Source organism: Kitasatospora sp. NPDC056800, assembly GCF_042789775.1.
Classification (GTDB): domain Bacteria; phylum Actinomycetota; class Actinomycetes; order Streptomycetales; family Streptomycetaceae; genus Kitasatospora.
In genome coordinates, this window is the sequence record NZ_JBHUAL010000068.1 from 13,052 (window position 1) to 39,749 (window position 26,698).

Genomic DNA, 26,698 nt, shown 5'->3' on the forward strand with positions numbered 1-26,698 from the left:
CGCGTGACCGCCGCGACCGGCACCGCGCCGCCGCCCTGGGCGGGGGCCGCCACCCCGAGGACCCCGGGCGAGGCGCTCGCCCTGCTCGCCGACCGTCGCGCCACCGGCGCCCTGCACGGACCGCTCGGCAGCCTCCACCTGGTCGACGGGCGGGTGGCCGCCGCCCAGTCCTCCCGGGCCCCCGGCCTGGCCGACCTGCTCATCGGCTGCGGCCGGATCACCCCCGAGGGCTGGGCGGAGCTGCTCCGGATCCACGGACCTCGGTCGAGGGTCGGCGAGGAGCTCGTCGAACGGCGGCTGCTCACCCGGGGAGAGCTCGAACTCGGCCACCTGGGAACGCTGTTCGACGCCTCGTTCTTCGTCCTCGCCGACCCGGGCGGCGGAGTCTGGCGGTTCGAGGCCGACGCCCGGCACTGGCTCGGACCGGTCGCGGACGTCGACCCGGCCCGGATCCGTCGCGAGGTCGCACGCCGTCGGCAACTGCTCGACGGGATCTGGCCGTGGGGGCAGCTCGACACCGCGCCCGTCCGCCCGGTCGAGCACGTCCGCCGAGCCTCCCACCGCCCGTCCGGCCGCCGGCGCCGCGAGCTGCTGGACCACGCCGACGGCCGCAGGACCCCGGCCGACCTGGCCCGGCTGCTCGGCCGCTCCGGTTTCGGCGTGACGGCCGACGTCCGACGGCTCGCCGCCGCCGGGCTGCTGGACGCGCCGCGTCCGGCCGACGTACCGCGCCCGCCCGAGGCGCCGACGGCGGCCCGGGTGCCCGAGGTGTCGCCAACGGCCCTACCAGCACCCGAAGTTCCCCCACCGGTCACGAGCGGACCGGCCGGAGGGCTGCACCGCAGGATCCCCGGCGCCAGCCTCCGGGGTGCCGGACTCCCCGGAGCCCCGGTCACGGCCGACCCCGCCGCAGCCCGTACCGGCACCCCCGCCGGCGGCACCCCCGCCGGCGGCACCCCCGCCGGGACCGACGCCGGGACCGACGCCCCCACGCGATCAGAACGCCCGCCCACCACGGCAGCGGCCCACCCGCTGACCGTCCCCGACCCGGACATCGCGCTGCTGACCCGGGTCCGAGACCTTCTGGAGGCCCGACTTTGACCCATTCCCCGCCCGCGACCCCGTCGTTCCGGCCATGAGGCGGGCACTCAAGCAGCGTGTCGGAAGGAGACAACTGATCGCCTTGGAGACCGAGTTGCTCGCCGAACTGCGCGCCGTCAAACACCGCGTCCCGCACCTCGCGGGTGGTCTGGTCGCCAGCGTGGACGGCCTGTTGATCGCGCACGACACCCACGGCACCGAGCCCTCGGGTCTGGCCGCGATGACGGCGGCCTCGCTCTCGCTGGCCCAGCGGCTCGCCGACACCACCGGCCAGGGCGAGTTCCGCGAGTCGCTGGTGCGCGGCGAGAACGGCTACGTCGCCACCTACGCGGCCGGCGGCAGCTGCGTGCTGACGCTGCTGGCGCACCCCGACGTCAACGTCGGCCGGCTGCACCTGGAGGCCCGCCGTAGCGCGCAGCGCATCGCCGAGCTGCTCAACGACGCCCTCGTGCCCAAGGACCCGCGCGACGCGGGCTGACCGCGCCACCAGACCACCGCACCGCCTGAAACCGCACCGCCTGAAACCGCACCACCCGCCACCGAACCACCCACCAAAGAACGGGAGTTACCCAGATGACCGACGCAGCCGGCGCGCTCAAGCAGGCCATGACCAGCATCGAGGGCGCCATCGGCGCGGCCTTGGTGGACTACAACAGCGGCATGGCGCTGGCCACCCTCGACGGCCCCGGCGGCCTGGACCTCAACGTCGCCGCCGCCGGCAACACCGACGTGGTCCGCGCCAAGATGCGCACCATGGACATGCTCGGCCTCCAGGACGGGATCGAGGACATACTGATCACCCTGACCAGCCAGTACCACCTGATCCGCCCGCTCACCGGCCGTACCGGCAAGGGCCTGTTCCTCTACCTCGCGCTGGACAAGGCGCGCGCCAACCTCGCGATGGCCCGCCACCAGTTGGGCCGGATCGAGGCCGAGCTGGAGGTCTGACGCGGCGCCCCGAAGCGCCGCGCCGGCCCACCGCGCCCGACGTGCGAGGAAGCGGACGAGGCCCCGGCGGCGGCTCATGCCCCGCCGGGCTCCGTCCACCCGGCCTCACCCCTGCGGCAGGTCCGGCCCGACGCTCCGCCCGCGTACCAGCTCGACCGGTCCGCCCGCCCGTTCCCGGGCGGCCAGCGCGGCGGCCGTACGGTCCCAGGACGGGCCGGTCAGCAGTGCCCGCGCCTCGGCCGGGTTGCAGAGCCGCCACTCGACCAGTTCGTCCTCCGGCAGCACGAGGGAGCCGAGCATCCGCTCCGTCACCGTGCCCCCGTCGAACACGTACACCAGGACGGCGGTGTCCCGGCCGGTCGCCGGGTCCGCCGCCGGGTCGGCCGCCGCACCCGGCTGCCAGTCCAGCGCCAGCAGTGGCCCCGGTTCCACGTCCCATCCGAGCTCCTCGCGGAGCTCCCGCCGGGCGGCCGCCCGGGGCATCTCCCGGTCCGCCTCGACCCCGCCGCCCGGCAGCGTCCAGTGCGGCACCTGCCCGAGCGGCCCGTCCCACGGCCGCAGCCGCACCAGCAGCACCCGGCCGGCGGCGTCGGTGAACAGTGCCCGCGCCTTGGTCCGGATGCGCGGCCGGGTGGCGTAGTAGGTCGCCCGGTCCATCGGCGGCTGCGAGGGTTCCGGCGGCCCCTCGGCGGACGGCGTCAGCCCCGGTGCGGCGGCCAGTCCGGCGTACTCGGGTACCGGCGCGTCGGCGGGCAACCGCCCGAGCGTGTGGCCGACCGGCCGGCTGTCCTCCAGTTCCAGTGGCCCGGTGTCGCTCGGTGCCCGCAGACAGGCCGTCACCCGGCGGGACAGCCGCGGTGGCAGGGCGTGTCCGGCCTGCTCCGCCGTCAGCCAGGTCCAGCCGCCGACCTCCGCCGTGTCCGGCCGGAACGCCGCCACCTGCTCCGCCGTCAGCGGCTCGGCCCAGTAGAGGTACACGACGATCGGCCGGTCGCCCTCGCGCAGCAGCGCCCAGTCCACGCCGGCCAGCGGTCCCAACCGGGGCGTGAACCCCAGCTCCTCCCGGATCTCCCGCAGGGCGGTCTCCCTCGGCGACCGGTCCGCCGGCTCCCACCCGCCGCCCGGGATCGCCACCGGGTGCTTCCGGTCGTACGGCAGCCGCACCACCAGCAGCCGCCCCGCCCCGTCGGAGAACAGCACCCCCGCCGCCGCCATGACGTCCCGGCCCACCGCGCCCGAGCTCTCCACCCCGACTCCCTCCGTCACGCTCTCCCCGGACACGACAACCCGGGCCACCCCGATGGTTCCCGCTGAACGGCCCCGCCGATCCCGGCCGTGACCGGCATCGTCCCCGGTCGCGGGGGAGCGAAGGTGTCAGCGGTGGCCCAGGACGTTGACCACACGGCCGTTGGGGTCGCGGACGAAGAACCGCCGTACGCCCCACTCCTCGTCCTGCAAGGGGTGGACGATCTCCGCACCGCCGGCCAGCACGGCCGCGTAGGCCGCGTCCACGTCGTCGACCTCGACGCTCAGGTCGGGGGTGACCGGCGCGGTCCTGTCGCCGGTCATGAAGCTGACCTGCGCCGCCGGACTGGACGGGGAGGCGAGCGTCATGATCCAGCCGTGGTTCATGACCTCCTCGAAGCCCAGCAGGCCGTAGAACTCCCGGCTCTCCTGCGCGGCCTCCGACCGGATGTTGGGCACGACACGGCGAACGGACATCGACGACTCCAGACAAGAACGGGAATGCCTCCGGGACCCTCCACAAGTACTACGCCACTCCCGCCGCCGCGCGCACTTCCGCAACAGTCCCCGGTTCCACCGCCTTCGCCGTCCCCGCCACCCCGGCGCGCTCCTCACCCCAGCGAGGCGAGGGCCTGCGCCGCGGCCCGGGCCATCTGCTCGTCGTGCCGCCGGCTCCCGCCGCGCAGGCGGGCGACGCCCTCCGCGGCGGCCAGTGCGAGCAGGCCCGGCAGGAGGTCGGTGCTGCGGGCGGCGAGCCAGCGGGTGCCCCGGGTGGCCATCCACCAGAGGTCGGCGGCCAGGCCCGGAGGTGGTTCGGCGGGGGCGGCGGTCGGGGGCGGGCCGAGGGGGTGGCCGGCCTCGGTGAGCAGGTCGTGGAAGCGCCGGGCGATCAGGTGGTGGCCCTCGGCGCTGGGGTGCAGGCGGTCGACGCTCAGCAGCCGGCGCTCCGTGAGCCACGGCAGCTCGGCGATGTGCAGGTGCACCGCCCGGTGGCGTTCGGTGAGGGCGTGCACCACGGTGTTGACCGCCCGCATCCGGCGCGCCAGGGGACGGGCGAGCGGCGCCGGGAGCCGGAGCAGGCTGCCCGGGTCGGGCAGGCAGGCGGTCAGCAGCCTGGCGCCGTGGCCGGACAGTTCCCCCATCGTGGCGTCCAGTTCCAGGGTGGCGCGCCGGATGTCGAAGCCCGAGCGCAGGGTGTCGTTGCCGCCGACCACCACCGCCGCGAGCTGCGGCCGCAGAGCCAGCGCGCCCGGTAACTGACGTGTCGTCAATTCCGTGGTGAGCGCCCCGCTGTACGCCAGGTTGGTGAACTCGACGTCCCGACCCTCGGGCGGCAGCGCGTGGGCGAGGACGGCGGCCCAGCCGCGCCAGCCCTCACCGACCTGGTCCCCGACCCCCTCCGTGAGCGAGTCCCCGAGGGCGACGAAGCGCAGCAGCTCGCCGGCCGTGGGGCGTTCTTCCGCGGCCCGGCCACGCCCGGCCTCCAGCATGCTCATCCTGACCTCCGACCTCCGTCCACCGCCTCGTCATCGCGTACACCGTGCGCCGCAAGGAACGCCGCCACCGCCGCCGGCCAGCCGTACCGCTCGGCCTGAGCCCGGGCGGAGGCCCGTCGCAGCTCCTCCGGCCGACCCAGCAACTGCCCTACGGCGGAGGCGAATCCGTCGCCGGTGTCGACGGCCGCCACCCCGGCGAGCCCGACCAGGCCGGGCAGCGCGGAGGAGCGGCTGACCACCACCGGGGTCCCGCAGGCCAGTGACTCCATCGCGGCCAGCCCGAAGGTCTCCACCGGGCCGGGGGCGAGCACCACGTCCGCACAGCCCAGCAGTCGGGCCAGCTCCGCCCGCCCGCCCAGGTGCCCGAGGAAGCGCACCGGCAGCCGCAGCCGCGCGGCCCGCGCCGCCAGCCGGTCCCGCAGCGGGCCGGTGCCGGCCACCACCAGCACCGCGGGCCGCCGCCGGGCCCGCAGGGCGGCCAGCGCCTCGATCGCCCGCTCGGGCCGCTTCTCCGCCGAGAGCCGGGAGCAGAGCACCAGCAGCGTCTCGTCCGGAGCGGCGTACCGGGCCCGCTCGGCCGCTCGTGCGGTCGGCGGCAGCGGGCGCATCGCGTCGAGGTCCACCCCCAGCGGGGCCCGGACCAGGTTCGGGGTGCCGATCCGCCGGAACTCCGCCGCCGCCCAGTCGGTGGTGCAGAGCACCGAGTCGTAGGCGCGGGCGGTGGCCGCGTTGAACCGGTCGGCCGTCGCGCCCGCCAGCGGACCGGGCAGGCCCCAGGTGCGCAGCAGGCCGGCGGCGCTCTCGTGCGAGACCATCACCGAGCGCACGCCGTGCCGCCGCGCCCAGGCGCCGGTCCAGCGCAGCGTGGTGCGGTCGGACACCTCCAGCCGGTCGGGGGAGAACCTGGTCAGCTCGGCGGCGACGGCCCGCCGGTCGGTGAGCAGCCGGTAGCCGCCGCTGGCCGGCAGCACCGGGCCGGGCAGGGTGACCACCACGCCCTGCTCGGTCTCCTCCTCGGAGCGCCGCTCCCCGGGGACGATCAGCACCGGACGGTGCCCGGCCGCCCGGTACCCGGCACCGAGGTGGCGCAGTGCGGTGCGCAGACCGCCGGAGACCGGGGTGACGAAGTTGGCGAGCCGGACGATCGTCAGCGCCTCGCCGGCCATCGGAGCCTCACCGGCGATCGGCGAGGCGCCGGCCGTAGGCGCCCCGCCGTCGGGAACGGAGCTCATGCCGGCAGCTCCTCCGACAGGGCGGGCGCCACCGGCGCGGCCGACGCCGGGGCGGCGGACGGCAGCCGCACTCCGCGGTGCTCCGCCAGCACCTCGGCGTAGTGCCGCAGCAGCAGGTCCCCGACCGCCTCCCAGGTGCGCGCGGTCACCTCGGCGCGCCCGGCCTGCCCGTACCCGGCCCGCCGCGCCGGGTCGGCGGCCAGCTCGGCGACCGCCCGGGCCACCGCCGCGGCGTCCCGGGGCGGTACCAGCAGGCCGGTGCGGTGGTGGGCGACCAGGTCCAGCGGGCCGCCCGCCGCGGGGCCGATCACCGGCACGCCGCTGGCCATCGCCTCCTGGATGGTCTGGCAGAAGGTCTCCAGCGGGCCGGTGTGCACGAAGACGTCCAGGGTGGCGAAGCAGCGCGCGAGCTCGTCCCCGGTGCGCCGGCCGAGGAACACGGCGCCCGGCATCGAGGCCTTCAGCCCGGGCGCCGAGGGGCCGTCCCCGACGACCACCACCCGTACCCCGGGCAGTGCCGAGGCCGCCGCCAGCAGGTCGACCCGCTTCTCCGGCGCCAGCCGTCCGACGTACCCGACCAGCACCTCCCCGCCCGGGGCGAGCGCCCGGTGCAGCGCCTCGTCCCGGTGCCGGGGGTGGAACCGCACCGAGTCCACTCCGCGCGGCCACAGCTGCACCCTCGGCACCCCGTGCGCGGTGAGGTCCTGGGCGGCGGGGGTGGAGGGCGCCAGGGTACGGGCGGCCGCGCGGTGCACGGCCCGGATCCGCCGCCAGGCGGCGGCCTCCCCGAGCCCCCGCCCGGCCCGGTAGGCGTGCGCGTACCCGGCCAGATCGGTCTGGTAGACGGCGACGGCGGGCACCCCGAGCCGCGCCGCGACCTGCATCCCGCGCGCGCCGAGCACGAACGGGCTGGCCAGGTGGACGAGGTCCGGCCGGTGTCCGGCGACGGCGGCCGCCAGCTGCCGACTGGGCAGGGCGATCCGTACCTGGGGGTATCCCGGCAGCGGCACCGACGGGATGCGCACCACGGGAATCTCCGGCGCCGCGCCGCCGCCGAAGGTCTCCGGCGGGCACTCGGCGCCCCGCGCCGGCGAGGGGGTGACGACAAGGGGCCGGTGGCCCCGGCGGACCAGGTGCTCGGCCGTCCGCAGCACGCTGTGGGCGACTCCGTTGACCTCGGGCGGGAAGGATTCGGTGACGATGACGACGCGCATGCCAGTGTTCTGTCCGCGTCCGGCGTGCACCCGGCCAAAGGGATCTGTCGTAGAGGCGAACGCGGGTCGGCGATTTGCACCGCCGACCCGCGCTCCGGAGCCGGGCCCGCCACACCGTCCCGTGCGTCGGATCCCGGCCTGTCACACCGTCCCGCGTCCCGGCCCGTCACACCGTCCCGTGCGTCGGGGCCCGGACCGTCACACCGACCCGGCGGTCTCCTTGAGTTCCGCGTACGGCGCGAGCTTGCGGATCGACGCGATGCTCCTCAGGCAGTCGTCCTTGCTCTCCTGCGGGTCGCCGGTCACCACGATCGTCCCGTTGCTCGCCTTGAGCCGGAACCGGTGCATGCCGCCCTCGTCCACGTACAGTTCGAATTTCCCGGCCATGCCAGATACAGCCTTCCGCTCGGATGACCCCCTGGCACCGCAACCTAGGGCCCACCCCACCACGCCGCCCGCCGACCGGACCCGTTCGGGTCACACCGCCGCGCGGCGTCGCCGACCGGCCGCGGTCCCGGGCCCCGCCGGGCGACCGGGCGAGCAGGCGAACGGCCCACGCGCGGACGCGACGGGCCGGTCCCGCCCCACCCGCGCGTGGAGTCTCCGGCCCGGGGTCCGCCGCCCGACCGGAGCCGTCCGCGTCGTCAAGTGTCGTTGACGACACCTCGGTTCTCCGTGTCCGTACCGTCGGGTGCACCGCTCCTCGGGAGCCGCCGACGGCGATGACGGTGATTCGTCAACAAGTCGGGCAGTCGATAAGGTGCGTAGTCAACTGCCGCGCCTCGCACCTGAGGCCCGGTCAGGATGCGCGCCCTGGTGGGGCGGAGCTCCGCCGTGCCCGTCCGTGAACCTGACCGGTCGAGCCGTCGGGCACGGGCGCGGTCTTCGCGGTCGGGCCGACCGGCGCCGCCCGCTCGGGATCAGGAGGAATGCATGGCACAGATCATCGCCGAGGTGTCGCGGACGTTCAACGAGTACCTGCTGCTCCCGAACCGGACTCGGACCGACTGCAGGCCCGCGGCCGTTGATCTCCGGACGCCCCTGGTGCGGCACCGGGTGGGCGAGGCCTCGGCGATCGAGCTGCACGCCCCGTTCGTGTCGGCGATCATGCAGGCGGTCAGCTCCCCGGAGCTCGCGATCGCGCTGGCCCGCAACGGCGGTCTGAGCTTCATCCACCACAACCAGCCGGTCGAGGAACAGGCGGCGGCCGTCCGGAAGGTGAAGAACTTCAAGGCCGGTTTCGTCACCAGCGACACCAACGTCCGGCCCGACGACACCCTCCGCGACCTGGTCGCGGTGATGCGCCGGACCGGCCACAGCACCGCCGCCGTCACCCACGACGGGACGGCGACCGGGCGCCTGCTCGGCCTGGTGACCTCGCGCGACTTCCACCCCCAGCGGCACGACCTCGACGGTCCCGTCAGCGGCCGGATGACCCCCCTCGGCGAGCTGCCCCACGCGGGCGGCGACGTCACCCTCTCCGAGGCGAACGCGAGGCTGTGGGAGGAGCGGCTGGACTGCCTCCCGGTGCTGGACGGCGAAGGGCACCTCCAGCACCTGGTGTTCCGGTCCGACTACGCGGACAACAAGCGCTTCCCGAACCAGGTCGTGGACGGCGGCAAGCGCCTGCGCGTGGGCGCGGGCGTCAACACCCACGACTACCGCGAGCGGGTTCCGGCCCTGTTGGAGGCGGGCGCGGACGTCCTGTGCTTCGACTCGTCCGACGGCTACAGCGACTGGCAGGCGGAGGCGCTGACCTGGACGAAGAAGAACTACCCGGAGATCCCGATCGGCGGCGGCAACGTGGTGGACGGCGAGGCGTTCACGTTCCTCGCCGAGGCCGGCGCCGACTTCGTGAAGATCGGTGTGGGCGGCGGCTCCATCTGCATCACGCGCGACCAGAAGGGCATCGGCCGGGGCCAGGCCAGTGCCGTCCTCGACGTCGCCGCCGCCCGGGACGCCTTCCTGGAGCGTACCGGCGACTACGTGCCGCTCTGCTCCGACGGCGGCCTGGTGGAGGACTACCACGTGGCCCTGGCGCTGGCGATGGGCGCGGACTTCGTCATGATGGGGCGGTACTTCGCCCGCTTCGACCAGGCGCCCGGCGCGAAGGTCCCGACCAGGGACGGCTTCGTCAAGGAGTACTGGGGCGAGGGCTCCAACCGTGCCCGCAACTGGCAGCGCTACGGCCAGGGCGGCCAGGGGCTGGTCTTCGAGGAGGGCGTCGACGGCTACGTTCCCTACGCCGGCGACCTCAACGAGGGCCTGGCCACCACCATGGCGAAGATCAAGTCCACCATGGTCTCCTGCGGTTCCGTGACGCTGCCGGAGTTCCAGTCCACCGCGCGGCTGACCCTGGTGTCCGAGCAGAGCTTCCAGGAGAGCCACGCGAGCGTCACCCTGCGGGACACCTCCGGGACGGTCGCCTGAGCAACGGCGTGAGCGGTCGCGACGCGGCTCGGGACGCGGAACCCCGCTGAAGGGCCCCCGCGGGCGACCGGGCCCGTGCATGACCGGACCCGCGGGTGATCGAGAGCCGGAGGCTCGACCACCCGCGGGTCCGGTGCCGTCAGCCGGCGAGGTGGGCGTCGAGCCACCCCGGGAACTCGGTCAGGTCCTTCAGGACGACGTCGGCACCCGCCTCGCGCAGTTGGTCCGCGGTGAACGGCCCGGTGGCCACGGTCACCGCGAGGGCGCCGCCGGCCCGCGCCCCGGTGATGTCGCCGAGGTGGTCGCCGACGTAGACGGAGGCGCCCTGCTCGCGCAGGACGGCGCCCTTGCGGTCGGCGAAGACCGAGCCGAAGACGTCGTCGACCTTGATGCCGAGCGCGGCGAGGTTCAGCCGGGCGTTGGGCTCGAACTTGCCGGTGACGACGATCGTCCGACCGCCGTGCCGGTGGACGGCGGCGATCGCCTCCAGCGCGCCGGGCAGCAACTCGCCCACCGGGGCGCCGTATTGGGGGAACAGCGCCCGGTACCGGTCGGCGGCCGCGTCCACCTCGTCGGCGGGGAACCAGTTGGCCAGCTCCTCCTCGATCGGCGGGCCGACGCGGGTGATCGCCAGGTCGCTGTCGATGGCGACCCCCGTCTCGGCCGCCACCATGTCCAGCACCGCCTTGATGCCCGGCCGGCCGTCGGCCAGCGTCATGTCGAGGTCGAACCCTATGGTCAGTGCGGGTGTGGGGGACGCGTTCTCGGTCGTGTTCATGGCAGCAATGATCCGACCAAGCTTGTGGCGAAGCAAGTTTGAGACTTCGTCAGACCTGAGGGACTGACGCTTGGCGACAGGTCGGGTTCCCGCTGGGCGCGTGGGGGAGCCGCAGGCGGCCGACTCCGGCAAACCGCCCGCAATCCGGCAGACCCGATGATTTCGACGCCAATGCCGGTGCGGCCAGGGCATTTTCGGCCTGACTTACCGTCAATTACTGTTTCCCTCTGGATGAAAGACCAGGCGATCTTGCCGAGGGGTCGCCCGCGATGTAGCTTCGTCTGTAGCGTCATGAACACGCCAGCTAGCGGTGCGGAATCAACCGGGGGGCTGTGTTTGCCGATGAAGTTCTGGTGTTGACCAGTGATCCGACTGCCACGGGCTGCGTGAACGTGCCCAGGGGGCTCCCGGCTCTGGAAGAGCCCGCCGATGAGATTTCCGGCGTAGGAGAACCGTTTCCCCGGGCAGGCGCATCGGCCGCTTCGGCACGATGGCGGATCGTCCCCCTCACTCTGCAAATCCGGAACCACTTTCAGTAGCAGGCCTTTCCTGGCGTGCCCGCGTGCTCACGTGCTCACGTACCCGCGTGCTCACGTGCTCACGTGCTCACAGGCTCACGGGCTCGAGCGCTCGCCGGGACCTTTCACTGTCGTACGGCAGCAAGGAGGACTCATGAAGACCGGTCATCAGCGGGACGGCGAATCAACGGTTCCAGTGTTCAAGGACTTCCGGGCCGGCGTGGCGTTTCGCGACGTCATGCCCGTCCTGGCCAGCCGGGAGTCCTTCGGTGCGGCGATCGACGGCCTCATGGAGTGGTCGACTCCACTCGCCCCGGACTACGTCGCCGGCATAGACGCGCGCGGCTTCATCCTCGGTGGGGCCCTGGCGGACCGCCTGGGCTGCGGCTTCCTGGCCATTCGCAAAGAGGGGAAGCTGCCGGGCGAGACGGTGGGGCGGACGTTCTCCGGCGAATACTCGACCGACCGGATCGAGATTCGCAAGGACCTGGTGCCGCCCGGCGCCCGGGTCCTCATCCATGACGACATCGTCGCGACCGGGAACTCGGTGGCGGCCGCCGTGGAAATGCTCGAGGAGCTGGGCGCCACGGTGGTCGGAATCACGTGCTTGATCGAGAAGTCGTTCCTGAAGGGAAGGTCGCGCGTGAGCGTGCCTCTCTTCTCGGTCTATTCCTTCGACGCGTAAGGGAGTTGCTCGTGGCAGTGGAAACAGCACGGCAGACGTCGGTCCAGGAACGCCTCACACAATTATGGGCCGCCCGGCTGGAGATCTCGTCGATCGGCCTGGACGAGGACTTCTTCGAACTCGGCGGCGACTCGCTGACCGCCGCGGAACTGCAGGGGGACATCGACCGGGAATTCGGGGTGGAGGTGTCGGCCACGACCCTCTTCCTGTCGCCCACCATCGCGGAGTTGACCCAGGTGATCGAAGAGGCGGTGGCGGCGGCCCGGCCCGGGACGGCCGAGGCGTACCCGGGAGGCCGGCAGTGAGCACCGGCACGGCGGGAGACCTCACCGACCCCGCGCTCTACTCCCAGGGCGAACCGCACGAGGTCTGGCGCCGCCTCCGCGAACACGACCCGGTCCACTGGCAGCCGAACTCCGGCCGTGGCGGCGGCTACTGGGTCGTCACCCGGTACGCCGACGTCGAGCGGGTGCTGCACGACTACTCCGCCTTCACCTCCGAACGGGGCACCCTGCTCAACCTGCTCGGCCGAGGCGACCCGGCGGCCGGGAAGCAGCTGGCGGCGACCGACCCGCCGCACCACGACCGGGCGCGGATCCCGCTCAAGCAGGCCCTCGCCGTCAAGCCGCTCGCCTCGTTCTCCGACCGGATCCAGGCCGGCATCCGTGACCTGCTCGCCCCCGGAGCCGACGGACAGCCCTTCGACTTCGCGGTCGCGATGGCCCGGCTGCCCCTGGTCGCCCTCAGCCCCATCCTCGGGCTGCCCGCAGAGGACCACGAGCGCCTCATCCGCCTGGCCATGATGTCGACGGCGGAGGAGGACCCGGAGTTCCAGCTGCCGGGCGGCGTGGAGCCGACCCTCAAGCGCGGCCACCGGGAGATCTTCGCCTACTTCTCGGACCTGGTCCGGGCCCGGCTGCGGGATCCCGGTGACGACCTGATCAGCGTGCTGGCCGAGACCGAGGTGGACGGCGAGCCCATCTCGACCGGCTCGGTGATCTCCAACTGCTACAGCATGCTGCTGGGTTCGGCCGGAACGCTGCCGCACGTCCCGATCGCCGCGATCGTCGAACTGGCCGGCAGCCCGCGGTACGAGGACTGGGCCTCGCACCCGGAGCTGCTGGACTCCGGCATCGAGGAGGCCCTGCGCTGGGCCACGCCGGCCAGCAACTTCATGCGCTACGCGCTCCAGCCGGTCGAACTCTCCGGCGTGCGGATCGCCGAGGGCGACGCCGTGGTCGCCTACCTCGCCTCGGCCAACCGGGACGCCGAGGTCTTCCCCGACCCCGACGTGTTCGACATCCGGCGCCGCCCCAACCGGCACCTCGCCTTCGGGGTCGGCCACCACTACTGCGTCGGCTCGCACCTCGCCCGGCTGGCCCTGCGCCTGCTGTTCACCGAGCTGTTCGCGACGTTCTCCTCGATCGAGGTGGTCGGCGGGATCGAGCGGATGCACTCGACGTTCCTGGCCGGCTTCAAGCGGGTGCCCGTCGCGGGCGTGCCCCGCGGGGCCACCGTGAAGGGCTGAGGCGGATGACCCACTGGGTACCGGACCTGCCGGTCGTGCCGCTCGACGCCCCGCCGCACATCCTCGACCTGGTCGAACCGTTCCGGGGCCGGGGCGCGGCGGTCGTGGACGCCGGGGGATCGCTCGACCACGCCGAGCTGGACGAGCGGTCCGCCGTGGTCGCCACCGCGCTGCGGGCCGCCGGGGTGGAGCCGGACAGCCCGGTCGTCGTGCACGCGCGGCTGTCCCGCTGGGCGGTCGTCGCCATGCTCGGGGTGCTGCGGGCCGGAGCACGGTACGTCCCCGTGGACGCGGGGTTCCCGGTCGCCAGGCAGCGCTACATCGCGGAGGCCAGCGGCGCGCGGTTCGCGGTGTCGGAGCCCGGGCTGGACGTCCGGCTCGACGGCCTCCGCACGGTGCCGGCCGACACCGACGGCCCCCGGGGCGGGACCGTCCGCGGCACCCTGGCGTACACCTGCTTCACCAGCGGGTCGACCGGCCGGCCGAAGGGCGTCACGATCTCCGCCGCCGCGCTGGCGGCCTCGACCGCGGCCCGGCTCGCGTACTACCCGACGCCGGTCTCCACCTTCCTGCTCTGCTCGTCGATCTCCTTCGACAGCTCGGTCGCCGGCATCTACTGGACCCTGGCCTGCGGCGGCCGACTGGTCATCCCGAGCGACCGCCCGGCGGACCTGCTGGCGGTCGGCCGGGCCGCGCGGGACCACCGGGCGTCGCACCTGCTCATGCTCCCGTCGCTCTACGACATCGCCCTGCGCGGCGGCCTCGCCGAGCGGGCCGGCACGCTCTCCACGGTGATCGTCGCCGGGGAGGCCTGCCCACCCGACCTGGTCCGGCAGCACTTCGACGCGCTCCCGCGCACCCGGCTCTACAACGAGTACGGCCCGACGGAGTGCACGGTGTGGAGCGCGGTCCACGAGTGCACCCCGGCGGACGCGGACCTCCCGGACGTGCCGATCGGCGGCGCCGTCCCCGGGACCAGCCTCTACGTCCGCTCCGCCGACGGCGCCGCCGTGCCGCCCGGGGAGCCCGGGGAGCTCCACATCGGCGGCCCGGGCCTCGCCGAGCCGGCCCGCGAGCTCTACCGCACGGGGGACATCGTGTCCGTCACCGCCGGGGCCGAGCTGCGCTTCCACGGCCGGGCCGACCACCAGCTCAAACTCGGCGGGATGCGCGTCGACCGCTCCGAGATCGAACAGGCGCTGCGCACCCACCGGGACGTGGCGGCGGCCGCGGTCGGCGTCTGCACCGTCCAGGGGCGGAAGAAGGTGGTCGGCTTCGTCAGCCCGACCACCGGGGAGGTCGACCGGCGCAGCCTCCGGGCGCACCTCATCGAACGCCTGCCGGCCGTCGCCGTACCGAGCCGCATCGTGGCGCTGCCGCGGCTGCCCGTGCTGCCCAACGGCAAGGTCGACCACGGCGCGATCGACGAGCTGGCCCACGACACGCTGCTGCAGAAGAACTGACCGACGGAAGGAGGTGGGGACGACCGTGGCAGCACCCCGTTGGCTGATGTGCCGTCAGCGTCGCCCCGACGCCGCCCTGCGCCTCTACTGCTTCCCGCACAGCGGCGGTTCGCCCGGCGAGTACCTGCGCTGGGCGGACCGGCTCCCCGCCGAGGTCGAGGTGTGGGGGGTCCAACTCCCGGGCCGCGGAAGCAGGATGCGGGAGCCGGCCATGACCGACCTGCGGGAGCTGGTCGGCGCGTTGACGGAACAGGCCGAGTTCTCCGGCCCGTACGCCTTCCTCGGGCACAGCCTCGGCGCGATCGTCGCCTACGAGACGGCCGTCGCGCTGCGGGCGCTCGGACGCCCGGAGCCGGAGCGGCTCATCGTGTCCGTGAACGGCCCCCCGCACCTGCACCGCCCCGGGCTGCCGCTCCACCTCCTCGACGGCGTCGACTTCGTCCCCCGGGTCGAGGAGCGGTACGGGCCGCTGCCGCCGGAACTCGGGAACGACCCGCGGATGCGCGAGCTGTACCTGGCCAACCTGCACGCGGACCTGACCGTCGTCGCGACCTACCGGCACGTCCCGACCGCCCCGCTGAGCTGCCCCGTCCTCGCGCTCGGCGGCACGGACGACTGGGAGGACGAGGGCCGGCTGCGCGAGTGGGGCCGGCACACCACCGGCCCGTCCGACGTCCGGATCCTTCCGGGCGGCCACTTCTACTTCCGGGACCACCCGGACCTCTTCTTCGACTGCCTGACGGACAGCCTCGGCGCCCTCACCGGTGCCCCGGCCGTCCGTCCGGCACCCGACCCCAAGGGAGCGCCGTGACCAGCCAGACCATCGACCTGCGGAGCGACACCGTCACCAGGCCCAGCGCGGCCATGCGAGCCGCCATGGCCGCCGCCGAGGTCGGTGACGACACCCTCGGCGACGACCCCACGGTGATCCGGCTGGAACGGATGCTCGCCGACGCCTTCGGGTTCACCGGCGCGCTGTTCCTGCCCAGCGGGGTCATGGCCAACCAGCTCGCGCTCCGGCTGCTGGTGCCGCCCGGGCAGGAGCTGCTGGCCGACGCCGGCGCGCACTTCCTCCTCTACGAGGACGGCGGAGTCGCCTGGCACGGCGGGATCCTGACCCGGACGACGGTCTCCGAGGACGGCCTGATCGACCCGGAGGTGCTCGCCCGGATGATCCGTCCCGCCACCGCCTACGGCAGCGGGACCCGGGCGGTGGCGGTGGAGAACACCCACAACGCCGCCGGCGGCGTGGTGTACCCGCTGGCCGCGCTGGAGGAGATCCGGCGGGTCACCCGCGAGGCCGGGGTCACGGTGCACTGCGACGGCGCCCGGATCTGGAACGCCCACGTCGCCAGCGGCGTCCCCTTCGAGGCCTACGGAGCCTGTTTCGACACGCTGTCCGTCTGCTTCTCCAAGGGGCTCGGCGCGCCCGCCGGCACCGTGCTGCTCCTGGACGCCGACCGCGTGGAGGAGGCCCGGGTCATGCGGCACCGGATGGGCGGCTCCATGCGGCAGACCGGGATCCTGGCCGCCGCCGCCATCCACGCCTTCGAGCACAACATCGGTCGGATGGCCGAGGACCACGCGAACGCGGCCCTGATCGCCGGTCTGCTGCGCGACGGCGGACTGGACGTCCGGGAGCCGCAGACCAACCTGGTGTTCGTGGAAGTGCCCGACGCGGCAGGGGTGCAGGAGCTCTGCGCGGCGTCCGGCGTTAGGGTCTCGGTGATGGGACCGCAAACGGTCCGCCTGGTGGCCCACTTGGACGTCGACAAGCAGCAGTGCGAGCGGGCGGCACTGACGGTCGCCGAGGCTGTCGCCCAACTGGCCACGGGCAACTGAGCACGTGTAGGAGCAGCTTGAGATGTCGTTCCGAGTGTGGCTGTCGGCCAGGTTCTTCCTGTTCTTCCTGACCTGGAGCTCGTACCTCTCCTACTGGGGGGTCTGGCTGCTCGCTTCCGGTTTCGGACCGACGGAGGTCACCGCGGTCATCACCGCCGGTCTGCTGTCGCGCTCGGTCTCCATCGCCGTCGTCTTCCCGGTGCTCTGCCGGACGGTCCCGCTCCGGAGACTGTCGCAGCTGCTCGCCTGGACGGCGACGGCGCTCAGCCCGCTCTACCTGACGCACCCTCAGTTCGCTTCGATGATGGTGGTGTCGGTCCTCGTCGGCATCAGCTACCCGCTGCTGATGCCGTTGAGCGAGACCCTCGCGACCATCGGCGCGGCGAACGGGCAGGTCGACTACGGGAGCGTCCGCTACTTCGGTTCGGCGGGGTTCCTCTTCGGCCTGGGCGTGTCCGGCGTGGTCGGGCGGACGGTCGGCAGCGGCGCGCTGGTGGGGGTCTTCGTCGTCGGGTGCCTGCTGCTCGCGCTGGCGGACCTGGCGCACCCCGTCGGGTTCCCGACGGTGGCGACCGTGGCCGGCGGCGGCCGAGGCCGGCTGCTGCGCAACCGCGTCTACGCGCTCGGCCTGGGCAGTTCCGTGCTGCTCCAGGGCGCGCACGCGGCCTACTACGCCTTCGGCGTCGAGTACTTCGGCCGGCTCGGCGTGTCGAGCATCAACGTCAGCCTCATGCTGGCGCTGGCCGTGGGGTGCGAGCTGCTCCTGTTCAAGTACGCGGGGCCGATGCTCGGCCGCTACCCGGTCCCGGTCCTCTTCGCCGCCGCCGCGGTGCTCTCGGTGCTGCGCTGGGGCCTGCTCGCGGTGCCGATGCCGCTGGTGTGCGTCGTGCTCACCCAGACGCTCCACGCGGGCACCTTCGCGCTGACCCACGTCGCGCACGCGCGCTGCGTGCAGGGCCACGTCCCCGAGGACCTCTGGTCGGACGCCCAGGCGCTCTACGCCGGGTTGGCCATCGGCCTCGGTGTCGCCGCCGTCACCGCCGTCACCGGCCCGCTCTACGCGGCCTCCCCGCACTGGGCGTTCCTGGCGATGGCCGCGGTCTGCCTGCCCTGCTTCCTGCTGGTCCGGTGGCAGGTCAGGCTGCTGCGGGACGGGGCGGAGGTTCCCGAGCGGGTCGCGTGAGCGCGCCGTCCGGGTGCCGCCGCGCCGCCGTACGGGCGTACCCGGGCGGGGCGCGTACGGCACCGCGGCCCGGCGCGGGGTGAGCGCCGGGCCGCGGGGGCCGCGGGGTTCAGCAGTTGGCGAGGATGCCGGTGAGCGCGTTCTTCTCGGCGCTGTCCACGCTCAGGCCGTAGTACTGCTTCACCTGCACCCAGGCGCGGGCGTAGGTGCAGCGGTAGGAGGCCTGGGGGAGCCACTCGGCCGGGTCGCGGTCGCCCTTGGAGCGGTTGCTGCTCGCGGAGACCAGCAGCAGCTGGGGGCGGGTGACGTCGTTGGCGAAGGCCTGGCGCTGGGGGGTGGTCCAGGCCCAGGCGCCGGAGGCCCAGGCCTCGGAGAGCGGCACCAGGTGGTCGACGTCGAAGGAGGAGGCGTTGGTGGTGGTCGCGCCGTCGTACGGGGAGGACCAGTTGCCGCTGGTGGCCTTGCAGGAGGTGTCGGTGGCGACGTTGCTGCCGTCCCGCTTGACGACCCACTCGCGGGTGTCGCAGGTGCCGCTGACGGTGATCCAGGTCGGGAACAGCGTGCGGTCGTAGGTGTCGCCGTGGGTCTCCGCGGTGGCGGGCATCGCGGCGAGGTACGTGCGGGCGGTGGCCGCGGAGATCGGGGTCGGCAGGGCGGCCTGGGCGGGGGTGCCGGCCGTGACGACGGTCACGGCGGCGAGGACGGCGGCCACCGGTATGCAGGACAGGAACCGGCGTGCGGGTGCGCTGGGGGCCATGGCGGACGCTCCATCATCAGATCGGATGAACTGCTGAATTGCGTGCGCCAGTGTGGCGATTCGATGACCTACGCGGGTAGACCCGGGAAGTGAAATCCTCGTGCACATCGGACGTGCACCGGACAAGTCCGGCGCGCGCCACGGAGGTTCACGAGGATTTCAGGGGATGTGTCGGCTTCTCCGGCTGCCGCCGGGAGTTCAGTCGCGGCGTCGGCCCGCCATCCAGACGTAGACCAGGATGCCCGCGAACAGGAACAGGACGCCCTGGTAGACGGCGGCGTAGCCGGCCCCGGCGAGCAGCCAGATCGAGAAGGCGAAGGCACCCAGGCCGAGGACGGCGTCGCGCACCAGCCGCCCGCCGTCGACCTTCTCGCCGGCCCCGCGCACCAGCCAGTACAGCTGGGCGGCGGTGGAGAGCAGGTACGGCACCGTCGCGGTGAAGGTGGTGACCAGCACCAGCATGTCGAAGGCGCCCTTCGCGCCGCTGGCGAAGTTGAGCACGGTCAGCGCCGAGGCCAGCGCCACGCTGACCAGCACGCCGAAGGTCGGCACCCCGCGCCGCTCCTTGCCGAAGGCGGCCGGGAACAGGCCGTCCTTGGCGGCCGCGTACGGGGCCTGGGCGGAGAGCAGGGTCCAGCCGTTGAGGGCGCCGGTCATCGAGACCAGCGCGGCGACGGCGATCGCCGTGCCGCCCCAGGTGCCGCCGAACATGGCGTTCACGGCGTCCGAGAACGGCGCGGCGGAGTGGACGAGCTGCTGGTGCGCCACGGTGCCGAACACCGCGAGGGTGCCGAGCAGGTAGACCACCGCCGCACCGGCCGTCCCGAGCACGCTGGCCCGGCCGACGTTGCGCTCCGGGTCGCGGACCTTGCCGGCGCTCATCGCCGCCGACTCCACGCCCAGGTAGCTGAACAGCAGGATCGCCGCGGCGGCGGACATCCCGCCGGCCCAGCCCTGGCCGCTGGCGTCGAAGGGCCCGAGGTTCTTCGGGTCGAAGAAGAACAGCCCGCCCACCGCGACCAGCAGCAGTGGGACGAACTTCAGCACGGTGGAGACGAGTTGGACCGCCCCGACGTAGCGCGTGCCGGCCAGGTTGGCCAGCGCCGGCAGCCACTGGAAGGCCAGCGCGGCGGTGATCTCCAGCGGGATGGAGTGGTGCAGCGGCACCAGCACGTCCAGGTACCCGACGGCGGCCACGGCGAGCGCGGCGTTGCTGACCCAGGTGGTGATCCAGTACGACCAGGCGGACAGGAAGCCGGCGAAGTCCCCGAAGGCCTCGCGGGCGTAGACGTACGGTCCGCCGGTGCGCGGGTTGCGGCGGGCCAGCTGCCCGAAGACCAGCGCCAGCGCGATCGCGCCCACGGTGAGCACCACGAAGGCGACCAGGCTGACCGTGCCGAACGGGGCCACGGCGGCCGGGATCATGAAGATGCCGCCGCCGATGATGTTGCCCATCACCAGGGCGGTGGCGGTCGTCAGCCCGAAGCGGCGGCCGCCCTTCCGCGGCGTCGGGCCGGTCGGTGCGGTGCCGGTGGGCGGGGAGCCGGCCGGCCCCGGGGTCTCCGGGCCGCTCGGTCGGGTCGCCTGCCGGGGTGCGGCGGGACTGGTCTGCATGAGGGTGGTGCGCCTTTCGTGGTGCTGCTCCTGCTGCCGCCAGGTTGCGCGGCCGCGCTCGCTGCTGCTCCCGCCCGGTGGAGCGGTGGAGCGCCATGGAGCGACCGTTCATGCTCGGACCGGGCGGCACTGTGCACCAAATCGACGGGATTTGTTCAGTTCGTCGGGTCCGTCACCGCAAGACTTGCGGTCGCGGGGCGGCCGGACGGGTACTCGTCCGGCGCCCTCCTCGCGGCTGTTCGACCGGATTCACGGACGTACGCCCGGATTCGTCCGGTCGGGGGAGTTGCCTCACCCGATTGCCTCAGCCCGGTTGCGGGGCGCGCCCGAAGCCGTGCGTTCGTGTGCCAACGTGGGCGCGGCGCCTCCCCGGTGGGGCGCGCCCAGCCCGTCGGGCGGCCGAACCGGCCGGTCGGGGGCGCGGGTTGAGGACCAGAGACGAACCAAAGGACAGCAGATGTCGCTTCGTGGGAAGATCCGCAAGCTCGCCGTGATCGTCGCCGTGGCCGGTGCCGTGGTGGCGGTCCCGACCTCGGCCATGGCGGGGGGCTTCGCTCCGACGCAGTCGGAGGGGCAGAGCCTGGAGTCCGGCTCTGCGGGCGTCGGCCTGTTCGGTCCGCACGCCACCTGGTTCAACTTCGCCGAGCACGGCGAGAGCGACTGCGGCTGCTGATCCCCTCCGCACCCCGAGCCCGGAGGCCGTCCGTCGGCCTCCGGGCTCACCGCTGTCCGGCGACGGGAGGCCCCGGGCTCACGAGCGTCCGGCCCCGGGCCCGGGCTCACGACCGTCCGTCGGCGTCGGCCCCCGGATTCATGGCCGCCCGGCGGCAGCGGGCTCCGGCAGCCTCGCGGCGCGGGCCCCGGTGCCCCGGACCGCCGCCCGCTCCCGCAGCTCCTTCAGCACCGCGATGTCCATCGCGTGCCCGGTGCCGTCCCCGCCGTGCTTGCGGTCCGGGGTCTCCACCACCAGCGGCACCCCGGCCGTCTCCGGGTGCTCGAACAGCTCGCGGAAGGGCTCGGCGCCGATCATCCCGGCGCCGATGTTGGCGTGCCGGTCCTTGCGGGCGCCGACGACGTCCTCGGAGTCGTTGGCGTGGATCAGCCGCAGCCGGCCCGGCCCCGCGGCGGCGGCCAGGGCGTCCAGGGCGGCCGTCACCCCGCCCGGCTCCGCCAGGTCGTGCCCGGCGGCGAAGGCGTGGCAGGTGTCCAGGCAGACCCCCACCTTCGGGTGATGGTCCAGCGCCTCCATGTACGCGGCCAGCTCCTCCAGCCGCGAGCAGAGCGAGCTGCCCTGCCCCGCCGTCGGCTCCAGCAGCAGCCAGGGCGCGTCGTCGCCGAGCCCGTCCAGCTCCTCCAGCAGCGGCCGGACGTCCGACCGGACCTGCGCCATCGCCTCGGCCCGGCGCGAGCCGCCGCCGGGCGCGCTGCCGACCGCCGAGCCGGTGTGCAGGACGACACCGAGCGCGCCGATGGCGTGGCCGCGGCGCAGCGAGTGCCGCAGCGAGTCGGCCGAGCGCTCCCGGGTGGCCGGGTTGTCCGAGCCGAAGTTGATCAGGTACGGGGCGTGCACCCAGGCCGGGACGCCCCGGTCGGCGCAGGCGGTACGGAACTCCTCGTCCTGCGCCGGGTTGCCCGGGGGAGTGGCCCAGCCGCGCGGGTTGGCCACGAACACCTGGACCGTCTCCGCACCGACCCGGCCCGCGTACGCCAGGCCGGTGCCGGCCAGCCCGCGACCGGCCACCGGGACGTGCGCGCCGATCGGGTTGCGGAGGGCGGCGACGGACGGTACGGGTGCGGTGGTCATGGCCCCGAGCATGCCACGGGCCCGGCCCCGGTCGTCGGGCGGGCCGGTTCGGGAGGTCCGGCAGCCCGGCTCCCGGCGGCCCGAGGAAAAGGTTCTCTGTGCTCGATCGAGTGAATCCCGCCTGGAAACCGGGGGCCGTGCCGCCCGCATCCGTCACGATCCGGGACCAGAGGACCGCACGACCACCGAGGAGGCAGCCGTGACCACCGCCGAGCCGGCCGAGACCGTCGACCTGCGTGCCGACCACCTGATCCGCGACCCCTTCGCCGCCTTCGCCGACCTGCGCGAGCGCGCCCCGCTCGCCCGCGCCACCATCCCCGGCGTGGAGCCGTTCTGGATCGCCGTCCGCTACCAGGACGTCCGCACCGTGCTGTCCGACCCGCGCTTCGTCAACGACGTGAACGCCGTCGACGGCCCCGTTCCCGACCACCTGACCGCAGACCGGCTCGCCGCCGACGGCCCGACTCCCGACGGGACCGCCACACCCGTCCCCGTGCACCGCACCGAGCAGGTCTGGCGCGCTCGGGGTATGCCGCCCGAGTGCGCGCAGTACCTGCGCGCCGGGGTCTTCGCCGCGGACGGCGCCCGGCACCGCCGGATGCGCGGTCTGGTGCACCCGGCCTTCACGGCCGGCGCCGTGGAGCGGCTGCGCCCCCGGATCGAACGGCTCGCCGAGGAGTACGCCCGGGCGCTGCCCGACCACGCCGACCCGGACGGCGTGGTCGACCTGGTCGCGCACTTCGCGTACCCGCTGCCCGTCACGGTGATCTGCGAGCTGCTCGGCATCCCCGAGTCCGACCGCCGGCAGTGGCGCCGCTGGAGCTCCTACCTCGGCCGGGGCGCCGGGCCCGGCCTGGACGAGGCGTTGCGCGCCATGGTCGCCGCCGCCCGCTCGCTGGTCGAGCTCCGCCGGGGCGAACCCGCCGACGACCTGCTCTCCCGACTGGCGGCCGCGGAGGGCGACAGCCTCGCCCCGGTCGAGACCGTCTCGCTGATCCTCAACCTGGTCGTGGCCGGGCACGAGACCACCGCCACCCTGATCGGCAACGGCACGGCCGCGCTGCTCGCCCACCCCGAACAACTGGAGCTGCTCCGGGCCGACCCGGGCCGGCTGCCCGTCGCCGTCGACGAGCTGATGCGCTGGTGCGGCCCGACGATCGGTGGGGTGCCGCGCTACGCGACGGAGGACCTCACGCTGGCCGGCACCCTGGTCCGCAGGGGCGAGGCGGTGATGCCGATCCTGGCCGGAGCCAACCACGACCCGCGGGCCTATGCCGAGCCGGATCGCCTGGACATCTGCCGGGCGAGCACGCCGGACCGCGCCGGGCACCACGAGGCGCACCTGGGCTTCGGGCACGGCACCCACCGCTGCCTGGGCGCGGTGCTGGCGCACCAGGAAGCGGTGGTCGCCTTCGAGACGCTGCTGCGGACGTACCCGGAGTTGGCGCTCGCGGTCGGTCCGGAGGCCGTCGAGCGCGGACCGAACCCGGCCGCCTGGCACCTCGCCGCGCTGCCCGTCCGCCTCGGGCCGCAGGCCCCGGCCCGGGCAGCGGCCGCCGGCTGAGCCGTCCACCGGGCCGCACGGACCCGACGCACCCGCCGCCCGGACACCCCCGAGACACACCCTGACGCGCCCGACCGCCGCCTGCGGTCGGGCGCGTCGCGCGGCCCGCCCCGCCCCGCGGCCCCCCCCCCCCCCCGGGCCCCCCCCCCCCCCCCCCCACCCCCCCCGCCCCCCCCCGGGGGGGCCGCCGCGTCGCGCTGCCCGCCCCTCCCGACGTCCTCCCGCCGCCCGCGGTCCCCGCGCGCCCCGCCCGACCGCCCGCTGCCGCGCCACGCCGGGCCCGTCCCACCCCTGGTCGACGCCCCGTCAGCCCCGCAGCCCAGCCCTGGTGGCGGGCCCACCGGGCCGCCCGTAGCGTCGACACGGCCGCATCCCCCGGCCGTCACCGCCCGCGCACAGCGCGTCAGCCCCCACCGCTGGACCGAGCGGAAGACCACCGCACCCGTACGAGCGCCGCGCGCGCCGAAAGGAAACAGGTCACCACTCATGCCCACGCGACGGGTCCACCACCTCGCCGCGGCCACCGCCGCCGCCACCGCCCTGACCACCGTCCTCACCTCGCTGGCCGCCGCCCCCGCGGCCCACGCCGCCCCCCGCTTCCCGCTGCACTTCGTCCAGCCCGGCGAATCGATTCAGCAGGCCGTCGACGCCGCCCGGCCCGGCGACACCGTCCAACTGCTCCCCGGCACCTACCAGGGCAGCGTCCGCATCACCACCCCCCGCCTCACCCTGCGCGGCTTCGGCGACGAGAGCGTGATCACCCCCGGGGACGGCGGCGAGAACGCCTGCGCCACCGCCGGGCACGGCATCTGCGTGGTCGGCACCGAGGAGGACCCGCTGTCCGACGTCAGGATCGACAGCCTCGCCGTCACCGGCTTCCGCAAGAACGGCATCGACGCCAGCGGCACCACCCGCCTGACCGTCCGCGGCACCTACGTCCACGACAACGGCCAGCAGGGCATCAGCCAGGAGATGTCCACCCGGGCCGTCATCCGCGGCAACCGCTCGAGCGACAACGGCCAGTCCGGCGTCTTCCTCGCCAACTACGCCTACCGCGAGGGCGGCTCGCCCGACACCGGCGGCACCGTGGTCGAGGGCAACGAACTGACCGGCAACCGGGTCGGCGTCACCGTCCGCCGGCTGCGCGGGCTGGCCGTCCAGTCCAACGGGATCAGCGGCAACTGCGCCGGCGTCTTCGTGGTCGGCGACGAGGGTGTGCCCCGCGCCGGGGACCTCGACGTCCGGGACAACTCCGTCATCGGCAACAACAAGTTCTGCCCGGCCAACCCGCGCCTGGGCGCCATCCAGGGAGCCGGCATCGTCCTCACCGGCACCGAGGACACCCGGGTGACCGGCAACGAGGTGCGCGACAACACCGGCACCACGGACTTCTCCGGCGGCATCGTCCTGTTCAAGAGCGTCGTCGGCGTCGCCAACGCCCGCGCCGTGATCGCCGACAACGAGCTGAGCGGCAACGGTCCGGCCGACCTCGCCGACCGCGACTCCGGCACCGACAACACCTTCGCCCGCAACACCTGCGGGCGCTCCGAGCCGGCCGGCCGCTGCTGAGCCCCGGTACCCCCTCGCCGCCCGCCGCCGCACCAGGAACTCCCTAGGACCCGAGGAAACCCAGCCATGACCACCGCACCCGTCCATACCAGCCCCCAGGCCGCGATGCGCCTGCGCGAGCTCGTCTTCGGCGCCGCCTGCGCCGCCGCCGTCCGCGCGGCCGCCCGGCTCGGCGTCGCCGACGTGCTCGGCGACACCCCGGCCACCGTGACCGACCTCGCCGTCGCCCTCGACACCGAGCCCCGCCAACTGCGCCGCCTGCTGCGCGCGCTCGCCTGCTACGGGCTCTTCGCGCAGAGCGGCGACGACCGCTTCGAGCACACCGAGATGTCCCGGCTGCTGCGCGAGGACGCCCCCAACTCGCTGCGCTACATCTCCCTCTGGTGCACCGAGCCGTGGACCTGGGAGGCCTGGCCGAAGCTGGACGAGGCGGTCCGCTCCGGCCGCAACGTCTTCCCCGACCTGTTCGGCAAGGAGTTCTTCGACTACCTGCACAGCGACGCGGGCGACTCGGCGAAGGTCTTCGACAAGGCGATGACCACCTCCAGCCGGCAGTCCGCCGAGGACTTCGCCGACTACCTGGACCTCACCGGCATCGACTCGGTGGCGGACATCGGCGGCGGCCAGGGCCACGTACTCGCCAGCCTGCTGGAGAAGCACCCGGCGCTGCACGGCACCCTGCTCGACCTGCCCAAGGTGGTGGCGGGTGCCGACCCCCGGCTCCAGGACGGCGGCGCCTTCTCCGCCCGGGCCCGCCTCGTCCCGGGCGACTGCCGGACGGAGATCCCGGTCCGCGCCGACCTCTACATCATCAAGAACATCCTGGAGTGGGACGACGACAGCACCCGCCGCACCCTCGCCAACGTGGTGAAGGCGGCCGGCTCCGGCGCCCGCGTGGTGGTGGTGGAGAACCTGGTCGACAACAGCCCCTCGATGCGCTTCACCACCGCGATGGACCTGATGCTGATGCTCAACGTGGGCGGTGCCAAGCACTCCGAGGAGAGCATGGTCGGGCTGATGGCGGAGGCCGGACTGGTGGTCACCGCGGTCAACCCGGTCAACCCGTACCTGCACGCCTTCGAGGCCGTCGTGAGCGGCTGAGCCGACCCCTGCACGCCCCCGCACACCTCCGTACGACGAGAACGACCGTACGACCAGAACGACCGCCGGCCCCCGGAACATGGGGGGCCGGCGGTCGTCGTGCGCGGGCCGGGTCAGGCCGGGTGCGAGGACTCCAGGTGGGCGAAGACCACCACGTTGTCCAGGTAGTCCCGCCGCTTCTTGTCGTACGCGCCGCCGCAGGTGATCAGCCGGAGCTGGGCGTCGGGGGTCCTGCCGTAGACCCTGGCGTCGGGGAAGGCGTTCTTGGCGAAGGTCTCCACCGAGTCCACCGAGAACACCGCGACCGTCCCGTCCGCGCGGCTCACCTCGACCTTGTTGCCCGGCAGCAGGAAGCTCAGCAGCAGGAACACCGCCGGGCCCTTGGTGGTGTCCACGTGCCCGGCCAGCACCGCGCTGCCGCGCTCGCCCGGGGTGACGCCGTCCCGGTACCAGCCGACCAGGTTCTTGTCGTCCGGCGGCGGCGCGTCGAGCTGGCCCGCGGGGTTGAGGGCCAGCTCGGTGAACGGCGCGTCGACGGCGATCTGCGGGATCCGCAGCCGGGTCGGCTTGGCGCGTTGGAGCGCCGGCGTCCCCGGGGCGGCGGTCGGGGCCGCCGGGTCCGGGGC

At 74.1% G+C, this 26,698-nt stretch carries 26 protein-coding genes; 15 read left to right on the forward strand and 11 right to left on the reverse strand.

Annotation, left to right across the window (positions count from 1 at the left end; translation table 11 throughout):
* Window positions 1-3: 3 nt before the first annotated feature.
* From ACFRQN_RS17430 to ACFRQN_RS17440, 3 genes are all read left to right on the forward strand, one after another.
* A complete protein-coding gene (locus tag ACFRQN_RS17430) occupies window positions 4-1,101 on the forward strand; it encodes a hypothetical protein (RefSeq protein WP_380741085.1) in 1,098 nt (365 codons plus the stop codon).
* Between the two features lie 82 nt (window positions 1,102-1,183).
* The gene (locus ACFRQN_RS17435) at window positions 1,184-1,579 is read left to right on the forward strand and encodes a roadblock/LC7 domain-containing protein (protein WP_310593218.1); all 396 of its coding nucleotides are present in this window, start codon (window positions 1,184-1,186) and stop codon (window positions 1,577-1,579) included.
* A 95-nt stretch (window positions 1,580-1,674) separates the two neighbouring features.
* Window positions 1,675-2,049: a hypothetical protein gene (locus tag ACFRQN_RS17440; RefSeq protein ID WP_049652052.1), complete on the forward strand. Its 375-nt coding sequence runs from the start codon at window positions 1,675-1,677 to the stop codon at window positions 2,047-2,049.
* Between the two features lie 105 nt (window positions 2,050-2,154).
* On the opposite strand, the gene ACFRQN_RS17445 is transcribed toward ACFRQN_RS17440, so the two are convergent.
* The 6 genes from ACFRQN_RS17445 to ACFRQN_RS17470 all read right to left on the reverse strand — a co-directional run bounded on the left by ACFRQN_RS17445 (window position 2,155) and on the right by ACFRQN_RS17470 (window position 7,623).
* Complete coding sequence (locus tag ACFRQN_RS17445) at window positions 2,155-3,315, reverse strand: NUDIX domain-containing protein (RefSeq protein WP_380741086.1); 1,161 nt, start codon at window positions 3,313-3,315, stop codon at window positions 2,155-2,157.
* Between the two features lie 108 nt (window positions 3,316-3,423).
* The gene (locus ACFRQN_RS17450) at window positions 3,424-3,771 is read right to left on the reverse strand and encodes a VOC family protein (RefSeq protein WP_049652054.1); all 348 of its coding nucleotides are present in this window, start codon (window positions 3,769-3,771) and stop codon (window positions 3,424-3,426) included.
* Between the two features lie 134 nt (window positions 3,772-3,905).
* Entirely contained in the window at window positions 3,906-4,784 is an 879-nt protein-coding gene (locus tag ACFRQN_RS17455) for an SGNH/GDSL hydrolase family protein (RefSeq protein ID WP_107418863.1), read from the reverse strand.
* 2 nt (window positions 4,785-4,786) lie between these two features.
* Entirely contained in the window at window positions 4,787-6,022 is a 1,236-nt protein-coding gene (locus tag ACFRQN_RS17460) for a glycosyltransferase (protein WP_380741087.1), read from the reverse strand.
* The gene (locus tag ACFRQN_RS17465; RefSeq protein WP_079272522.1) at window positions 6,019-7,236 is read right to left on the reverse strand and encodes a glycosyltransferase family 1 protein; all 1,218 of its coding nucleotides are present in this window, start codon (window positions 7,234-7,236) and stop codon (window positions 6,019-6,021) included. Before ACFRQN_RS17465 ends, ACFRQN_RS17460 begins: the two co-directional genes overlap by 4 nt.
* Before the next feature lie 198 nt (window positions 7,237-7,434).
* Window positions 7,435-7,623, reverse strand: coding sequence for a DUF1508 domain-containing protein (locus ACFRQN_RS17470; RefSeq protein ID WP_049652112.1), 189 nt, complete (start codon window positions 7,621-7,623; stop codon window positions 7,435-7,437).
* Window positions 7,624-8,169: 546 nt separating this feature from the next.
* Here ACFRQN_RS17470 and ACFRQN_RS17475 point away from each other — a divergent pair.
* Window positions 8,170-9,666: an IMP dehydrogenase gene (locus ACFRQN_RS17475; RefSeq protein ID WP_049652113.1), complete on the forward strand. Its 1,497-nt coding sequence runs from the start codon at window positions 8,170-8,172 to the stop codon at window positions 9,664-9,666.
* Window positions 9,667-9,805: 139 nt separating this feature from the next.
* Here the strand turns inward: ACFRQN_RS17475 and ACFRQN_RS17480 are convergent, their stop codons facing one another.
* Window positions 9,806-10,444: an HAD family hydrolase gene (locus tag ACFRQN_RS17480; RefSeq protein ID WP_380741088.1), complete on the reverse strand. Its 639-nt coding sequence runs from the start codon at window positions 10,442-10,444 to the stop codon at window positions 9,806-9,808.
* A gap of 672 nt (window positions 10,445-11,116) precedes the next feature.
* Here ACFRQN_RS17480 and ACFRQN_RS17485 point away from each other — a divergent pair.
* From ACFRQN_RS17485 to ACFRQN_RS17515, 7 genes are read left to right on the forward strand one after another with little or no spacing between them, the layout of a single operon-like run.
* A complete protein-coding gene (locus ACFRQN_RS17485; RefSeq protein WP_380741089.1) occupies window positions 11,117-11,647 on the forward strand; it encodes an adenine phosphoribosyltransferase in 531 nt (176 codons plus the stop codon).
* An 11-nt stretch (window positions 11,648-11,658) separates the two neighbouring features.
* Window positions 11,659-11,952 (forward strand): acyl carrier protein, encoded by a 294-nt coding sequence (locus ACFRQN_RS17490; protein ID WP_074004520.1) that lies wholly within the window; start codon window positions 11,659-11,661, stop codon window positions 11,950-11,952.
* Window positions 11,949-13,175: a cytochrome P450 gene (locus ACFRQN_RS17495; RefSeq protein ID WP_049652117.1), complete on the forward strand. Its 1,227-nt coding sequence runs from the start codon at window positions 11,949-11,951 to the stop codon at window positions 13,173-13,175. The genes ACFRQN_RS17490 and ACFRQN_RS17495 overlap by 4 nt, the downstream gene beginning before the upstream one ends.
* Window positions 13,176-13,180: 5 nt before the next feature.
* Window positions 13,181-14,638, forward strand: a complete 1,458-nt coding sequence (locus ACFRQN_RS17500) for an amino acid adenylation domain-containing protein (RefSeq protein WP_380741090.1) — start codon at window positions 13,181-13,183, stop codon at window positions 14,636-14,638.
* Between the two features lie 25 nt (window positions 14,639-14,663).
* Entirely contained in the window at window positions 14,664-15,449 is a 786-nt protein-coding gene (locus ACFRQN_RS17505) for a thioesterase II family protein (protein WP_380741091.1), read from the forward strand.
* Window positions 15,446-16,480, forward strand: a complete 1,035-nt coding sequence (locus ACFRQN_RS17510; protein ID WP_380741092.1) for a threonine aldolase family protein — start codon at window positions 15,446-15,448, stop codon at window positions 16,478-16,480. Before ACFRQN_RS17505 ends, ACFRQN_RS17510 begins: the two co-directional genes overlap by 4 nt.
* Before the next feature lie 22 nt (window positions 16,481-16,502).
* Window positions 16,503-17,663 carry an MFS transporter gene (locus ACFRQN_RS17515; protein ID WP_380741093.1) on the forward strand — a complete coding sequence of 387 codons (1,161 nt, stop codon included), beginning with the start codon at window positions 16,503-16,505 and terminating at the stop codon, window positions 17,661-17,663.
* 109 nt (window positions 17,664-17,772) lie between these two features.
* Here the strand turns inward: ACFRQN_RS17515 and ACFRQN_RS17520 are convergent, their stop codons facing one another.
* Window positions 17,773-18,420: an HNH endonuclease family protein gene (locus tag ACFRQN_RS17520; RefSeq protein WP_049652121.1), complete on the reverse strand. Its 648-nt coding sequence runs from the start codon at window positions 18,418-18,420 to the stop codon at window positions 17,773-17,775.
* A gap of 198 nt (window positions 18,421-18,618) precedes the next feature.
* Window positions 18,619-20,034: an amino acid permease gene (locus tag ACFRQN_RS17525; protein ID WP_380741094.1), complete on the reverse strand. Its 1,416-nt coding sequence runs from the start codon at window positions 20,032-20,034 to the stop codon at window positions 18,619-18,621.
* A gap of 457 nt (window positions 20,035-20,491) precedes the next feature.
* On the opposite strand from ACFRQN_RS17525, the gene ACFRQN_RS17530 reads away from it, so the two are divergent.
* The gene (locus tag ACFRQN_RS17530) at window positions 20,492-20,707 is read left to right on the forward strand and encodes a hypothetical protein (RefSeq protein ID WP_049652123.1); all 216 of its coding nucleotides are present in this window, start codon (window positions 20,492-20,494) and stop codon (window positions 20,705-20,707) included.
* Window positions 20,708-20,845: 138 nt separating this feature from the next.
* On the opposite strand, the gene ACFRQN_RS17535 is transcribed toward ACFRQN_RS17530, so the two are convergent.
* Entirely contained in the window at window positions 20,846-21,838 is a 993-nt protein-coding gene (locus ACFRQN_RS17535; RefSeq protein WP_380741095.1) for a deoxyribonuclease IV, read from the reverse strand.
* A 199-nt stretch (window positions 21,839-22,037) separates the two neighbouring features.
* Between ACFRQN_RS17535 and ACFRQN_RS17540 the strand changes: the two genes are divergently transcribed.
* From ACFRQN_RS17540 to ACFRQN_RS17550, 3 genes are all read left to right on the forward strand, one after another.
* Window positions 22,038-23,402 (forward strand): cytochrome P450, encoded by a 1,365-nt coding sequence (locus tag ACFRQN_RS17540; protein WP_380741096.1) that lies wholly within the window; start codon window positions 22,038-22,040, stop codon window positions 23,400-23,402.
* Between the two features lie 486 nt (window positions 23,403-23,888).
* Window positions 23,889-24,971, forward strand: coding sequence for a nitrous oxide reductase family maturation protein NosD (locus ACFRQN_RS17545; protein ID WP_380741097.1), 1,083 nt, complete (start codon window positions 23,889-23,891; stop codon window positions 24,969-24,971).
* A gap of 66 nt (window positions 24,972-25,037) precedes the next feature.
* Complete coding sequence (locus tag ACFRQN_RS17550) at window positions 25,038-26,072, forward strand: methyltransferase (protein WP_074004527.1); 1,035 nt, start codon at window positions 25,038-25,040, stop codon at window positions 26,070-26,072.
* A 113-nt stretch (window positions 26,073-26,185) separates the two neighbouring features.
* Here the strand turns inward: ACFRQN_RS17550 and ACFRQN_RS17555 are convergent.
* On the reverse strand, window positions 26,186-26,698 hold a 513-nt coding region (locus ACFRQN_RS17555; RefSeq protein WP_380741098.1), incomplete at its 5' end, for a class F sortase.

What these genes read in the sequence shown, in the direction of transcription:
- ACFRQN_RS17440 (WP_049652052.1), top strand. Translation starts at nt 1,675, where the DNA reads ATGACCGACGCAGCCGGCGCGCTCAAGCAGGCCATGACCAGCATCGAG.
- ACFRQN_RS17450 (WP_049652054.1), bottom strand. Translation starts at nt 3,771, where the DNA reads ATGTCCGTTCGCCGTGTCGTGCCCAACATCCGGTCGGAGGCCGCGCAG.
- ACFRQN_RS17455 (WP_107418863.1), bottom strand. Translation starts at nt 4,784, where the DNA reads ATGCTGGAGGCCGGGCGTGGCCGGGCCGCGGAAGAACGCCCCACGGCC.
- ACFRQN_RS17460 (WP_380741087.1), bottom strand. Translation starts at nt 6,022, where the DNA reads ATGAGCTCCGTTCCCGACGGCGGGGCGCCTACGGCCGGCGCCTCGCCG.
- ACFRQN_RS17465 (WP_079272522.1), bottom strand. Translation starts at nt 7,236, where the DNA reads ATGCGCGTCGTCATCGTCACCGAATCCTTCCCGCCCGAGGTCAACGGA.
- ACFRQN_RS17470 (WP_049652112.1), bottom strand. Translation starts at nt 7,623, where the DNA reads ATGGCCGGGAAATTCGAACTGTACGTGGACGAGGGCGGCATGCACCGG.
- ACFRQN_RS17475 (WP_049652113.1), top strand. Translation starts at nt 8,170, where the DNA reads ATGGCACAGATCATCGCCGAGGTGTCGCGGACGTTCAACGAGTACCTG.
- ACFRQN_RS17480 (WP_380741088.1), bottom strand. Translation starts at nt 10,444, where the DNA reads ATGAACACGACCGAGAACGCGTCCCCCACACCCGCACTGACCATAGGG.
- ACFRQN_RS17485 (WP_380741089.1), top strand. Translation starts at nt 11,117, where the DNA reads ATGAAGACCGGTCATCAGCGGGACGGCGAATCAACGGTTCCAGTGTTC.
- ACFRQN_RS17500 (WP_380741090.1), top strand. Translation starts at nt 13,181, where the DNA reads ATGACCCACTGGGTACCGGACCTGCCGGTCGTGCCGCTCGACGCCCCG.
- ACFRQN_RS17515 (WP_380741093.1), top strand. Translation starts at nt 16,503, where the DNA reads ATGTCGTTCCGAGTGTGGCTGTCGGCCAGGTTCTTCCTGTTCTTCCTG.
- ACFRQN_RS17520 (WP_049652121.1), bottom strand. Translation starts at nt 18,420, where the DNA reads ATGGCCCCCAGCGCACCCGCACGCCGGTTCCTGTCCTGCATACCGGTG.
- ACFRQN_RS17525 (WP_380741094.1), bottom strand. Translation starts at nt 20,034, where the DNA reads ATGCAGACCAGTCCCGCCGCACCCCGGCAGGCGACCCGACCGAGCGGC.
- ACFRQN_RS17530 (WP_049652123.1), top strand. Translation starts at nt 20,492, where the DNA reads ATGTCGCTTCGTGGGAAGATCCGCAAGCTCGCCGTGATCGTCGCCGTG.
- ACFRQN_RS17535 (WP_380741095.1), bottom strand. Translation starts at nt 21,838, where the DNA reads ATGACCACCGCACCCGTACCGTCCGTCGCCGCCCTCCGCAACCCGATC.
- ACFRQN_RS17545 (WP_380741097.1), top strand. Translation starts at nt 23,889, where the DNA reads ATGCCCACGCGACGGGTCCACCACCTCGCCGCGGCCACCGCCGCCGCC.
- ACFRQN_RS17550 (WP_074004527.1), top strand. Translation starts at nt 25,038, where the DNA reads ATGACCACCGCACCCGTCCATACCAGCCCCCAGGCCGCGATGCGCCTG.